The organism is Nocardia sp. NPDC058518 (genome assembly GCF_042719655.1).
In the GTDB taxonomy this organism is placed as follows: domain Bacteria; phylum Actinomycetota; class Actinomycetes; order Mycobacteriales; family Mycobacteriaceae; genus Nocardia.
The window spans coordinates 40,347-53,052 of the sequence record NZ_JBHXNJ010000036.1 but is presented as its reverse complement, the minus strand read 5'-3'; the positions used below and the strand labels follow the sequence as shown (position 1 = coordinate 53,052).

Sequence of the window (12,706 nt, the reverse complement as noted above, 5' to 3'; positions counted from 1 at the left end):
CACCCCTAGATTTCGGTCGCCGCCGTTTTTTGTTTAAAATACACCGTACTTCCCCCAGGCTACGCGGCCGGTGTCACACCTTCCACACCCGGGCCGTTGCTGTTTCAGGGGTAAGGGCGCGGTGGCCTCGGCCCGCCGGGTAATGTGCCCCGCGTATGACGGAGCCCGATGGCTCCCGCGTGATTCGTTTCCAATGCGTTGTCCATGACAGTGACTTGTTCGATTCGCCCGGGGCCGGGTTCTTCGGGAGTTTCGGGAGGGAGATTCTCGATCATGTTCCAACACAAGGTTGTTCGCCGTGCGCTGGCGGTAGCGCTGCCCGTCGCGGTGGCGGTGAGCCTGGCCGGCGTTTCGTCGGCGGAGGTCGATCAGCAGGCGCAGTACGCGGCCGGTTTGGCGAGCACGGGCGAGGGCTATCGCACCGTGGTCGCGCCGGACCTGCGCACGGTTTCCGCGTCGGTGGACGAGGGCCGGTTCGTGCTGGCGCCCGATCGGGACCGGGTGATCGTCGAGTCGGCGACCGGCACCCCGATCGGGGAGATCCCCACGTCGTTCACCACGGCCGGCGGCAATGCCGTCACCCTGGCGTCCGAGATCGCCGCCGACGGCCGCAGTCTGACGGTGACACCGCAGCCCACCGCCGCGGCGAGCACCGAACTGAAGAACATCGCGACAACACCCACCGCACAGTTCCCCGATCCGGTCCAGAACGGCGCGGCAGCGGGAGCGGGAGTCGGCCTGATCGTCGCCGCCATCGTCTGCATCCCCGCGATCATGGCGTTCCTGATCGTCTACCTGCCGTGCCTGGGCCTGGTCGGCCTCCCCAACGCCTTGGTCGGCGCCCTCATCGGCGCGGTCGTCGGCGCCGCGGCCCCCGATATCATCCCGCAGGTACTGCCCTGATCATGAAAACCGCTACGGCCCGGTCGGATCCACCGACCGGGCCGTTTCGTTTCAGCGGGTGAGGTCCGCGAACGCGATATCGCCGACGACCACATGCTCCAGTCGGAGCAGCCCGTCTCGGTGGATCTGGTGCAGCCGATACTCGCGTGCGTGCGCGTCGAGCCGGAACTCGAGCACCTCGGCGATCCAGAACTTCGTGTCGAGCATGATGACGAGGTAGAGCGGGATGCCGACTCGCGCGTATTGCGCCTTCTTGTCGAGCAAGTCCTCGGCGGCGGTCGACGGCGAGGACACCTCGACCACGATCAGCGCGTCGCCCTCCTCCGGCTTGTCACCCGGCTGGTCCAGGCATCGGTACACGGTGACATCGGGCCGCCGAAAGGTGAACTTCGGAACCCGCCAGAGCACCACATCGATGTCGGTCTCGGCGCGGATGCACGGTTCGGTGCTCGGCAGGTCCTCCATCGCACCGGCAAGTCGGCGGGCGATGCGGTTGTGCTCAGGCGCCGGCGATTCGCAGAGGATGACGTGCCCGTGCACCACCTCGATCTCCCGGGAGATGTTCTCGGGGAGCTGACGGTACTGCTCTTCCGTCATCTGATGCGGTAGCGAGTCCACGGCCTGGATCGTCATGGGCCGAGCTTACCGACCATGTCGGCACCTCGACACTGTTCGTGGACGACCTCGGTGGCGGGACTCTCACTCGCGGACGACCTCGACGGGGTCGGTCAGGGCCAGGGCGAGGGCGGATTGTTGGGACTGGCCGCGTGGGGGGAGGGCGTCGAGGGCCTTGGTGGTCTGGTTGTTGAGATTGCCGACGATGTTCTGCAGGGCGCCGACGCCGCCGGTGAGCTGTTCGATGGCGGAAACCAGTTGGGCGCCGCCCTGTTCGGCGAGGGTGGGTAGGCCCTTGGCGAGTTCGGCGCCCTGGGTGAGCTGGTCGCGGGCGCTGTTGAGGCGGGCTACGACGGTGCGCAGGAGGGTGCCGAGGTCGGTGTTGGGATCGACTGCGGCGCCGGTCAATTCGCTGAGTCCGGCGAGCTGGGTGCCTGCCTGGTTCGAAACGCCCCGTAGCGCTTCGAGTTTGGTGATGATATCGGCGAGTTGCGGGTCGCCTGCGAAGGGGAGGGCCCGCAGCAGCGGCAGGATCTGGTCGAGGCCCGAGCCCATGGCGGCCGCGCTGGTTTGGACGCCGGCGATGGTGACCCCGGTAGCGCCGAGGGCATCGGCGAGCTGGTCGGCCTGCTTCGCGGCGCCGTCGACGGTTTGGTTCAGCAGCTCGATGGCCGAAGTGAGCTGGCCCGCACCCTCTTTCGCGTAGTCGAGGAAGCCGAGTAGCTGGTCGGCACCACCGCTGAACTGGTTCGCGCCGTCGGCGGCGGCGTTCACGCCCGCGCTGAGCAGCTGGGCGGTGAACTGCACGGAGGTCATCTGGTTTCGTGCCTGCGAGACCGCGGCAAGGGCGGCGTCGACGCCGGACGCGCCGATCCGATGGGTCACCGCGTCGACCGCGCCGTTCACCGTGTTCGGGTCGGCGTCGTCGTGGGTGGTGACGGTGACCTTGGCGCGCTTGGGTTCCGGGGTGGCGAGGGTGGCCATCGACGCGGTGAGGTCGGCGGGCAGGGTGATCACGGCGGCGTAGTCGCTTTCGTCGATCTCCCCTGGCTTGGCGACGGTCCAGTCGTAGCCGCCCGCGTCCTGCACCGCCTTGGCGACGCGCTCGCCGGTGGGGCCGGAATCGGCGTTCACGAGGGCGATTCCGGTCGGTGCCGCATCCCCGCCCGTGCAGGCGACGGCACCGCCCGCCAGCGCGAGGGCAGTGGCAAGGCAGAGCAGGCGAGCGCGTTTGTCGATCACACCGGCGACGGTATCCCCGGACATCGGTGCCGAAGGTGGGAGATGTCTGAGAGTTCGTTGAGGATGGGCAGGTCGCGGGTAACTGCCGGTATGCTGACTCGGCCGCGTCGGAGGTCGCCGATCGATAGCTGCCTGTTCAAACTATGCCTTGTGTCACAACAGGTTACGTAACCCGGTGGTGGTTCGGTACAACTCTCGAGTCAATCGACATCGAGATTTTTTCGATTCGTCCGGGGGGTTCGGGGATTCTTCGGAAGCATCGGGAGGGAGACATCGAACATGTTCAACCACACCATCACTCGCGTGGGCCGTCGCGCGGTCTTCGCCGCACTGCCGCTGGCCGTCGCCGCCTCGCTCGTCACCACGGGCACCGCGGTCGCTGACGTCACCGTCGCGCGCCAGGCCGAGATCGCCGCGGGGATCGCAAGCGAGGGCGTCTCCGAGGGCGTCGGCTACAAGACCGCCGTCTCGCCGGACCTGCGCACCATCTCCGCGACCGTCGACAACGGCACCTTCGTGCTGTCGCCGGACTCCACCAAGGTCGACGTGGTCTCCGCCACCGGCGCCAAGGTCAGCGAGTTTCCGCTGACGATGGCCACCGTCGGCGGCAACAACATCGCGCTGGCCTCGGTGATCTCCGAGGACGGTCGCACGCTGCAGATCGCCCCGCAGCTGTCCGCCGCCACCACCGCCGAGCTGAAGAGCATCGCCACCAACCCCGAGGCCGGCAACCACGACCCCGTCGCGAACGGTGCGGCCGCCGGTGCCACCATCGGCTTCCTGACCGCGGCGATCCTGTGCATCCCCGCACTGGCCGCGTTCATCATCGGCTACTTCGTCTGCGCACTCGGCTCGGGTCTGACCTACGCGCTCACCGGCGCGGTGCTCGGCGCGGTCATCGGCCTGGTCATCCCGGAGTCGATCCCGCAGGTTCTCCCCTGATTATCGCTTCAGTCGCCAGCCGTTAACTGTGCGGTATTCTCGCGAGTGTCTTCACCCCGTGCCGGTCAGGCGCGGAACTCACGAGAGTGGAGGTTCGATGTCCGACACCGACGATGTCAAAGCCAAGGCCAAAGCCGAGGCCGAAAAGATCGAGGCGGAAGCGAAGAAGGCAGCGGCCAACGTGAAGGACGCAGCCGAGCGCGCGGCGGGCAGAGTGAAGGACGCCTTCAAGAGCGACAAGTAGTAGCGAGCTCAGCCCCGCACCCACGATCACCGTGAGTGCGGGGCTTTCGCGTTGGCTACCTGGCCGGTCGGGCGGGCAGGTCGATGACGAGGCGGGCGCCGCCGAGCGGGCTGTCCTCGAAGTACGCCAGCCCACCGTGCAGCTGGGCCTGCTGGGCCACCAGCGCGAGGCCCAGGCCCGAACCGCCCTTGGTGGCGTTGGTGCCACGGGCGAACCGCGCGAAGACCGCCTCGCGTTCGCCGGGCACGACGCCGGTGCCGTTGTCGTCGACGGCGATGACGATCCGGCCGTGCGGCGTGCGGTGCGCCGAGACGACGGCCGCGGTGGCGCCGCCGTGCTTCACCGAATTGGTGAGTGCGTTGTCGACCGCCAGGCGCAGGCCCGCGGGCAGGCCGCGGGTCACCAGTTCGGCGTCGGTGTCGATGCGCACCGACAGCCCGGGGTTGTGGCGCATGGCGTCGTGGGCGGCCTGATCGCACAGATCGGCGACATCGGTGGGGACGTGGTCGGTTTCGGCGGTGAGATCGCCGCGGGCGAGCCGTTCCAGCGCGGACAGGGTGGTTTCCACCCTGGTCTCGTTGCGGGCGAGGTCGGCGAGGATCTCGTGGCGCTGTTCGTCGGTGAGGTCGAGGGTGCGCAGGACCTCGAGGTCGGTGCGGATCGCGGTGAGCGGGGTGCGCAGTTCGTGGGCGGAGACGGCGGCGAAATCGCGGGCGGTCTCCAGTGCGGCGGCGGTCTCGGCCTGTGCCTGGTCGACGCGGGCCAGCATGGTGTTCACCGCGTCGGCCAGCTTCACCGCCTCGTCGACACCGGAACCGTCGACCGGGTGCGCCGGCTCGTCCGGCGCGCCGACGGCGCTGCGGGCCGATACCTGTCTGGTCAGCTTCACGATCGGGCCGACCGCACGCCCGGCGAGCAACCAGCCGAGCGCCGCCGCGGCCGCCACCGCGATCGCCGCGCCCGCGAGTACCCAGCGCTGCTGGTCGTCGGTCGCCTTGCTCGCCTCGGTGGTCGGAATCGCCAGGGAGACGGTGCGGCCCGCTGGCTGGTTCTCGGTGGTGGTGAGCACCCGGTAGGGCTGGTCGTTCAGCTCGACGGTCTGCGAGCCGGGGGGCAGGTCCGGCAGCTGGGTCGAGCTCGACGCGGTCACCTGGCCGTCGTCGCGCACCGTGAGCGCCATGGTGTTCTGCAAGCCGGTCAGGTTCACGAAACCGGTGGCCAGTACCGGCTCGATCAGCACGATGCGCGAGGCGATTTCCAGTTGCTGATCGGTTTGGGTGACATTATTGCGTTCGATTGCCTGAAATCCCACGAATGCGGCGATCGTGACGATGATGACGGCACCCGCCGCCGCCGCTCCGGCGACTCTTGTCCGGAGCGAAAACGATTGTCTGCGACGATGTTTCAGCGGGGGTGCGGAGATCATTTCGATTCCCGGAGTACGAAACCCACCCCGCGAATCGTGTGCAAAATCCTTGGCGTGTCATCTATTTCGAGTTTCCGGCGCAGGTATCCGACGAACACATCCACCACATTCGTATCGGCTATGAAATCGTAACCCCACACCAATTCCAGCAGCCGTTCGCGCGTCAACACCACACCGGCATTCCGGGCAAGTGTGGACAGCAATTCGAATTCCCTTTTGGTGAGCTCGATTTCGCGTCCGTGCAGTAGTGCGCGATAACCCGCGACATCCACCAGCAGCGGACCGACGGTCAGCGCGCCGGGCGTCACCGGCTCCGGCGTATCGGTGCGACGGCGCAGCAGGGCCTTGATCCTGGCCACCAGTTCGGCCAGCTCGAACGGCTTCACCAGATAGTCGTCGGCGCCCGACTCGAGGCCCGCGATCCGGTCGTCCACCGAGGCACGGGCACTGAGCACGCAGATGGGCACGTCGTTGCCCATCGCCCGCAAGGCTGTGACAACGCCCGCACCGTCGAGAACCGGCATGTTCATGTCGAGGACCACCGCGTCGGGTGCCTGCTCGGCGACGGCCCGCAGCGCGGCACCGCCGTCGCGCGCGACGAGTACCCGGAACCCGGACAGTCGCAGGCCACGTTCGACCGAGGCGAGAACGTCCTCGTCGTCGTCGACGACAAGCACCGTAGAGGAAGTCACCTGGTGATCTTAGGTGCTCACGGGGCCGGGGAGACCGGGTCGTTGTCCTGTTCAGGGGTGGTGGCCGTGGTGATGCTGCCGAGCGGCGGGTTGGCCAGGATGCGGTCGGCGAGGGCCGTCAGGACGTTGGGATCCTCGATGGTGGCTGGCGGTTCGACGTGTTCACCGGCGGTGAGCTGGCGGATCGTCTTGCGCAGGATCTTGCCGGAGCGGGTCTTGGGCAGACCGGTGACGATGATCGAGTCGTGCAGGGTGGCGATCGCGCCGATCTGGGCGCGCACCCGGTCGTCGAGTTCGGTGCGCAGCTGCTGCTGGTCGATGTCGACGCCCTGTTTGAGCACCACGTACGCCAGCGGGAGGCTGCCCTTGAGCTCGTCGGGCATGCCGATCACCGCGCATTCGGCGACGGCCTCGTGCCCGGCGATCGCGGCCTCGATGCTGCCCGCCGACAGGCGGTGCCCGGCGATGTTGATCACGTCGTCGCTGCGGCCGAGGACGAAGAGGTAGCCGTCCTCGTCGAAGTAGCCGGAGTCGCCGGTGAGGTAGTGGCCGGGGAAGGCCGATAGGTACGAGCGGATGAAACGTTCCCGGTCGCGCCACAATCCGGTCAGGCAGCCGGGGGGCAGCGGCAGCCCGATGACGATGTTGCCCTCGGTTCCGGTGGGCACCGCGTTGCCGTTCGCGTCGAGAACGCGCAGCCGGTAGCCGGGCACCGGCACACTCGCCGAACCGGACTTGACGGGCAGTCGCTGCAGGCCGAGCGGGTCGGCGCAGATCGGCCAGCCGGTCTCGGTCTGCCACCAGTGATCGACCACGGGGGTGTCGGGGTGATCGGCGAGCAGGGTGTTCGTCGCCCACTCGAAGGTGGCCGGATCGAGGCGCTCGCCCGCGCAGAACAGCGCGCGCAGCCGGGACAGGTCGGAGCGGTGGGCCGCGGTGGCGTCGGGGTCGGCGCGGCGGATCGCGCGCAACGCGGTCGGGGCGGTGAACAGCACCCGCACGTCGTGCTCGTCGACGATCCGCCAGAACGCGCCCGCGTCGGGCGTGCCGACCGGTTTGCCCTCGTAGAGCACCGTCGTCGCGCCGACCAGCAAGGGCGCGTAGACGATGTAGGAGTGGCCGACGACCCAGCCCACGTCGGAGGCGGCCCAGAACACCTGACCAGGGCCGACGTCGTAGATATTGCGCATCGACCAAGCCAGCGCCACCGCGTGCCCGCCGTTGTCGCGCACCACGCCCTTCGGCTTTCCGGTGGTGCCGGAGGTGTAGAGGATGTAGAGCGGATCGGTGGCGGCCACCGAGACCGGATCGGCGGGCGCCACGCCGTCGACGCAGGCATCCCAATCGACCCAGCGGGCGGCGACGGTCTGCTCCGAGGACGGCAGCACGTCGGTGGCGGGCAGGGCCGCGGGGAACTCGATCGTCGTGAACTCGGGGCGCTGCTTGACGATCACCGTGCGCACCGACGCGGTCTCGGCGAGATCGAGCGCGGCCATCACGATCGGCGGGTACTCGATGCGGCGGTTGGGTTCGAGCCCGCCCGAGGCGGTGACGATCAGGACCGGCTCGGCATCGTCGATGCGGGCGGCCAGCTCGGGTGCGGCGAACCCGCCGAACACCACCGAGTGCACCGCGCCGATGCGGGCACACGCCAGCATCGCGATCACCGCTTCGGGGATCATCGGCAGATAGATCACCACTCGATCACCGGCCACCACACCGAGATCACGCATGGCACCGGCGAACTCGGCCACTTTGCCGAGCAATTCGGCGTAGGTGTAAATCGTGGTGGTGTCCGTCATAGCGGAGACATATATGAGGGCCGGTCGATCGGCGTGTCCACCCTGGTCGACAGTGCCCGCCCGAACGTGACGATCGAGAGCATTCACACAGGTATTGAGGCGGGCGTCGGGGAACCACCTGGCCGACCGCTTGTCGGCGGCATCCACGATCTGCTGCGGTTCGACATCCCACTCGATGCTCTGAGCTGCGGCGGACCAGAAGTCGGCTGGGTCGACCAGGCTGGTCTGATAGACCGGCCGGTACTCGTGTTCGGTGTCCAACCCCGTGACTCCCTAGCCTCGCTTCGATGCCCGCTCGATAGATCCAGATGATTGTGGCAGACTTCACGCGACACCCGATGGGGTGCCGCGACCTTTGGTTTTGCCTACAACAGGCTGGTCATGGAGCGGACCTCGACCGGGAGTCAGCCAAGAAGTTATTGATCCGTTAGAATCCGATGTCACTTATTCGGGCAGTCGTAGACGCAATTTCTCGGCCAGCCGTAGTTCTCGGCCAGCAGCCACTGGCGAGCCACCATCGCGCCTGTGGAGGTTCGCCTCAGGCGTACGGTACGAGGCCAGTTTGGAAAGTGAGTGGGAGATGCGTGACGCCGCTAGGTCCGGCAGCAAACGCTGGGCGCTCGGCAACTGGGACCTGCGTTGGAAGGTTACGGCCGTACTTGCCGTGCCACTCGCGGTCGCGGTCGGGCTCGGCGTGTCGAGAATTACCTCCGAGTTCTCGGAGGCCAACCGGCTCTCCAGTATCAACGAGCAGGTAGACACGATTCCGACGGTCACCGCGCTGAGCGCCAGCTCCGCGAAGGTGGCCGGCAGCCAGCTGGTGCCCGCCGGTCCGGGGGTCACCCTCGTCACCGACAAGGACCTCACCGATCTCGACGCCGCTGTCGCCGCTGCCGAGACATCGCTCGGTCGGCTGACCGATCTGCCGACCGCGCACGTCGCGCTCGAGCGGATGATCAAACAAGCCAAGAACGTGCGTGCGCAGGGCAAGGCGCTGTCGTCGTCTTCCGAGCCGGTGCTCTCCTCGGTCGAGCAGATGACCAAGGACAGCGTCAGCATCGTGGAATCCACCATCGCTCAGGTGAGCGATCCGGTGATGGACACGGCCAAGCTGCGTCTGGTCGACTCGCTCAACACGCGTTCGGTGCTCGTCGACGAGCTCGCCGGTCTGGCCGGGATGCTGCGTGGGCAGGAAACAGGCGCGCAGATCTTCCTCACCGGTGTCGCGACCGAGCGTCATCTGCTCGACGTGCTGTCCAACCGCTTCCCCGACGGCGATCGGGTGATCGCCGACCTCAAGGCGCAGGCCGATATCCGGGCGAACCTGATCGGCGGTCCCGAGGTGGCCGCGGGCAAGCTGCCCGTCGGCGACCTGCGCACCTCGCTCTACTCGAGTTTGCAGGCCTACGAAGGCGTCGTGAACGAGGCCACCAAGGCCATCGAAGTCTCGATGGACGAGCTCACCGACGCGGCTGCCACCGGTGCCTGGACCTATACCGCCGTCGTCATCGCGACGATCCTGGCCGCGCTCTTGCTGGCCGTGTTCGTCGCCCGCTCGATGATCGTGCCGCTGCACCGCCTTCGCCTGGCCGCGCTGCGCGTCGCCGAGTCCGATCTGCCGCACGAGGTCGCCCAGCTCCGCAACGGTGCCGCGCCCGAGGACGTGCCGCTGGAGCCGATGCCGGTGCGCTCCGACGAGGAGATCGGCCAGCTCGCCCGCGCCGTCGACGATATCCACGGTCAGGCGCTGCGCCTGGCCAGTGACCAGGCGCAGATGCGTTCGCAGGTCAACGACATGTTCGAGACGCTGGCCCGCCGGTCCAAGTCGCTCGTCGACCATCAGCTCACCCTCATCGAGGCGATGGAGTACGACGAGAAGGACCCGCGCCTGCTCGAGAACCTCTTCCGGCTCGACCACCTCGCCGCGCGCATGCGCCGTAACGGTGACAACCTGCTGATCCTCGCGGGTACCAAGCAGCGCCGCACCAAGTCCGCCCCGGTCGAGATCGCCGACGTGCTCCGTGCCGCGATCTCCGAGGTCGAGGACTACGAACGGGTCAAGCTCGGCGCCACGCCGCGCGGCTCGCTGGTCGAACCGGCCGCCTCCGACATGGCGCACCTGTTCGCCGAGCTGCTCGACAACGCGCTGCGGGCCTCCCCGCCGGAGACCGACGTCAAGTTCACCTTCGCCCAGGCGCACGACCAGGGTCTGCTGATCGAGGTCGCCGACCGCGGTATCGGTATGCCGCCCGCGGAGATGTCGGAGATCAACCACCGGCTCGAGCAGACCGCCGAGCCAGGCCCCGACACCGCCCGCCACATGGGTCTGTTCGTGGTCGGCCGACTAGCCGAGCGTCACGGTCTCACCGTGCGGCTGCGCCCGACCTTCGACACCGCCCGCGATCCCGGCGTCACCGTCACCGTGCACGTGCCGGTCGGCCTGATCGTCTCGGGTGCCGGCGGCACCGTGATCCCGCCGCAGCAGTTGCAGAAGCAGCAGCCGAGCCCGCAGACACCGCCGCAGCAGCAGAACCCGCAGCAGCCGCCGAGCACCATGCAGACCCGCGCGATCACCCGCACCCCGGGTGGCAACGTGATGGTCACCGTGGATCCCGGCGTCAGCGGGCCGACCCCGGCGGGTGCCGGTGGCGGGTTGCCGCAGCGTCAGCCGGGTAACTCGATGGCTTCCGGCGCGGCCCAGGACGCGGCGGAGCAGTCGTCGCCGTCGCTGCGTCCGCCGGCGCCCGGACAGACGAATGTGCCCCAGCGTGGCAAGCTCGCCGCGGCCAACCTGCCCAAGCGCAATCTGGCACCGGGTGGACCGCAGCGTCCGCCCGCCGGGCCGGGTCAGCAGGGTCCGGGTGAGCAGAAGCCCGGTGGACCGCCGCAGGCCGGTGGTGGGTTGCCGCAGCGTCAGCCGGGTGCCAACGGTGCGCCGTCGCGGGATTCCGCTCAGCCGCCCGCTCAGCCGCCGCGTGACTCGACACCGCCCCAGCGCGATTCGGCACAGACCCAGCGGGGGAGCACCCCCGGTGGTCTGCCGCAGCGTTCGCCGGGCGCCAACGGTGCCCCGCAGCGTGATCCTTCGGTCGGCCTGCCACAGCGTGATCCGTCGCAGCGGCTGCCGCAGCGTGAGCAGACCGGTGGTCTGCCGCAGCGTGATCCGTCGACCGGACTCCCGCAGCGTGAGCAGACCGGTGGCCTGCCCCAGCGTGATCCGGTAACGGGCCTGCCGCAGCGTGACGCCGCGAACGCGCAGCGTGATCCGGCGCAGTCGACCGGTTTGCCGCAGCGTGGTCAGGGAAGCACCGCGCCGCAGCGTGATTCCGCGCCGGTGCAGCGTGATCCCTCGACCGGACTCCCGCAGCGAGGCAACCCCTCCGGCGGCCTGCCGCAGCGCGATCCCGCGCCGCGTCTGCCGCATCGGGATCAGTCCGGTGGGTTGCCCAGGCTCGATCCGACCAGTGGTGGCCCGCCGCAGCGTGAGCAGGCCGGCGGCCTGCCACAGCGTGATCCGGCCAACGGACTCCCGCAGCGTGAGCAGACCGGCGGGCTGCCGCAGCGTGATCCGTCGACCGGACTCCCACAGCGTGAGCAGACCGGCGGACTCCCGCAGCGTGATCCGTCGAACGGCCTGCCGCAGCGTGAGCAGACCGGTGGTCTGCCGCAACGTGATCCGTCCGGTGGACTCCCGCAGCGGGCCCAGCCCGCCCGTCCGGCCAACGGCCTGCCGCAACGCGCAAACCCTGCGCCGCAGCAGAATCCGGCCGACAACGGTCTGCCGCAGCGCGCCCCCGCCGCGGGTCAACCGCAGCGAGACGCGTCCAACGGCCTGCCCCAACGTGCGGCTGCGCCGAATGGGCTGCCGCAGCGCGATCCCGGGGCTAGTGTTGTACCGCAGGCGAACGCCGGGCCAGGAGTGGCTCTGCCGCAACGGGATCGGGACCCTGCGGGGCCGGATAACGCTGCGTCGGCAGGGCGTGATCCGGGTCGGCACAGCTTCCGGTCCAATCCGGTCAAGGCTGCGTCGTTCTTCCAGACCAGGTTGCAGCCGGCACCGGAAGGTGATTCCGTGATGGGCGGAACACCGATCTTCGCCGAGATGATGTCGTCGTGGCTCACGGACGAGAATTCCGACCGGAACCAGATGGCCGCGTCCTTCGAATCACCCGGTGATGACGGCTGGGAGGCTGCTCGCGCGGCGAGCGAAGCCCAGTCCGAGGTGCGTACCGCCGCCGGCTTGCCTCAGCGCAGTCCGGGCGGAAGGCTTGTGCCGGGTGGTGTGAGCGGCACCGCCGATCGCACCCCGCAGCAACGCGATCCCGCCACGATCCGGAACAGCCTGAGTCGTCACCAGCAGGGTGTCCGGGATGGCCGCGCAATGAAGGCAATGAACCTAACCGGAGATAAAGGAGACCGATGAACCCCGATCTAGGTGGTACGAACCGTCAGCTGGATTGGCTGGTTTCGAACTTCGCCAACGAGGTTCCTGGCGTAGCCCATGCCGTCCTGGTCTCGGCTGACGGACTGTTGATGGCCGCGAGCGCTCAGCTCCCGGTCGACCGCGCAGAGCAGCTCTCCGCGGTGACCGCCGGACTGGCGAGCCTTTCCGTCGGCGTGTCGAATCTGTTCGAAGGCGGTACGGTACTCCAGTCCGTCGTCGAGATGGAGCACGGTTACCTGCTGCTCATGGCAGTCGGCGACGGCTCGTATCTAGCAGTCCTGACCAACACCTCGTGTGACATCGGTCAGGTCGGCTACGAAATGGCACTTCTGGTCGAGCGCGTTGGCCAGACGGTCCAAGCCACGCCGCGCGTCACGATGGGTTCCTGATGGTGGG

At 68.4% G+C, this 12,706-nt stretch carries 10 protein-coding genes; 5 read left to right on the top strand and 5 right to left on the bottom strand.

Going from position 1 to position 12,706, the window contains the following annotated elements; all coding sequences use genetic code 11:
- Positions 1 to 273: 273 nt before the first annotated feature.
- Positions 274 to 903 (top strand): hypothetical protein, encoded by a 630-nt coding sequence (locus tag ACFWPX_RS35420; protein ID WP_378932993.1) that lies wholly within the window; start codon positions 274 to 276, stop codon positions 901 to 903.
- 51 nt (positions 904 to 954) lie between these two features.
- On the opposite strand, the gene ACFWPX_RS35415 is transcribed toward ACFWPX_RS35420, so the two are convergent.
- The gene (locus ACFWPX_RS35415; protein WP_378932990.1) at positions 955 to 1,536 is read right to left on the bottom strand and encodes a Uma2 family endonuclease; all 582 of its coding nucleotides are present in this window, start codon (positions 1,534 to 1,536) and stop codon (positions 955 to 957) included.
- 66 nt (positions 1,537 to 1,602) lie between these two features.
- A complete protein-coding gene (locus tag ACFWPX_RS35410; protein ID WP_378932987.1) occupies positions 1,603 to 2,760 on the bottom strand; it encodes a hypothetical protein in 1,158 nt (385 codons plus the stop codon).
- Between the two features lie 279 nt (positions 2,761 to 3,039).
- Between ACFWPX_RS35410 and ACFWPX_RS35405 the strand changes: the two genes are divergently transcribed.
- Together ACFWPX_RS35405 and ACFWPX_RS35400 are read left to right on the top strand one after the other, a co-directional pair.
- Positions 3,040 to 3,702, top strand: a complete 663-nt coding sequence (locus ACFWPX_RS35405; protein WP_378915690.1) for a hypothetical protein — start codon at positions 3,040 to 3,042, stop codon at positions 3,700 to 3,702.
- 97 nt (positions 3,703 to 3,799) lie between these two features.
- Positions 3,800 to 3,946 (top strand): hypothetical protein, encoded by a 147-nt coding sequence (locus ACFWPX_RS35400; RefSeq protein WP_378915692.1) that lies wholly within the window; start codon positions 3,800 to 3,802, stop codon positions 3,944 to 3,946.
- Between the two features lie 55 nt (positions 3,947 to 4,001).
- On the opposite strand, the gene ACFWPX_RS35395 is transcribed toward ACFWPX_RS35400, so the two are convergent.
- The 3 genes from ACFWPX_RS35395 to ACFWPX_RS35385 all read right to left on the bottom strand — a co-directional run bounded on the left by ACFWPX_RS35395 (position 4,002) and on the right by ACFWPX_RS35385 (position 8,127).
- Positions 4,002 to 5,258 (bottom strand): sensor histidine kinase, encoded by a 1,257-nt coding sequence (locus ACFWPX_RS35395; protein WP_378932984.1) that lies wholly within the window; start codon positions 5,256 to 5,258, stop codon positions 4,002 to 4,004.
- Positions 5,259 to 5,368: 110 nt separating this feature from the next.
- Positions 5,369 to 6,064, bottom strand: a complete 696-nt coding sequence (locus ACFWPX_RS35390) for a response regulator transcription factor (protein WP_378932981.1) — start codon at positions 6,062 to 6,064, stop codon at positions 5,369 to 5,371.
- A 17-nt stretch (positions 6,065 to 6,081) separates the two neighbouring features.
- Positions 6,082 to 8,127, bottom strand: coding sequence for an AMP-binding protein (locus tag ACFWPX_RS35385; RefSeq protein WP_378932977.1), 2,046 nt, complete (start codon positions 8,125 to 8,127; stop codon positions 6,082 to 6,084).
- Positions 8,128 to 8,446: 319 nt separating this feature from the next.
- Here ACFWPX_RS35385 and ACFWPX_RS35380 point away from each other — a divergent pair, with 319 nt between their 5' ends.
- Together ACFWPX_RS35380 and ACFWPX_RS35375 are read left to right on the top strand one after the other, a co-directional pair.
- Positions 8,447 to 12,289 carry an ATP-binding protein gene (locus tag ACFWPX_RS35380; RefSeq protein WP_378932974.1) on the top strand — a complete coding sequence of 1,281 codons (3,843 nt, stop codon included), beginning with the start codon at positions 8,447 to 8,449 and terminating at the stop codon, positions 12,287 to 12,289.
- Complete coding sequence (locus ACFWPX_RS35375) at positions 12,286 to 12,699, top strand: roadblock/LC7 domain-containing protein (protein WP_011207200.1); 414 nt, start codon at positions 12,286 to 12,288, stop codon at positions 12,697 to 12,699. The genes ACFWPX_RS35380 and ACFWPX_RS35375 overlap by 4 nt, the downstream gene beginning before the upstream one ends.
- The last annotated feature ends 7 nt before the right edge of the window (positions 12,700 to 12,706 follow it).

Excerpts from the sequence above, each read along its gene's own strand:
- ACFWPX_RS35420 (WP_378932993.1), top strand. The coding sequence starts at position 274 with ATGTTCCAACACAAGGTTGTTCGCCGTGCGCTGGCGGTAGCGCTGCCC.
- ACFWPX_RS35405 (WP_378915690.1), top strand. The coding sequence starts at position 3,040 with ATGTTCAACCACACCATCACTCGCGTGGGCCGTCGCGCGGTCTTCGCC.
- ACFWPX_RS35415 (WP_378932990.1), bottom strand. The coding sequence starts at position 1,536 with ATGACGATCCAGGCCGTGGACTCGCTACCGCATCAGATGACGGAAGAG.
- ACFWPX_RS35400 (WP_378915692.1), top strand. The coding sequence starts at position 3,800 with ATGTCCGACACCGACGATGTCAAAGCCAAGGCCAAAGCCGAGGCCGAA.
- ACFWPX_RS35380 (WP_378932974.1), top strand. The coding sequence starts at position 8,447 with ATGCGTGACGCCGCTAGGTCCGGCAGCAAACGCTGGGCGCTCGGCAAC.
- ACFWPX_RS35375 (WP_011207200.1), top strand. The coding sequence starts at position 12,286 with ATGAACCCCGATCTAGGTGGTACGAACCGTCAGCTGGATTGGCTGGTT.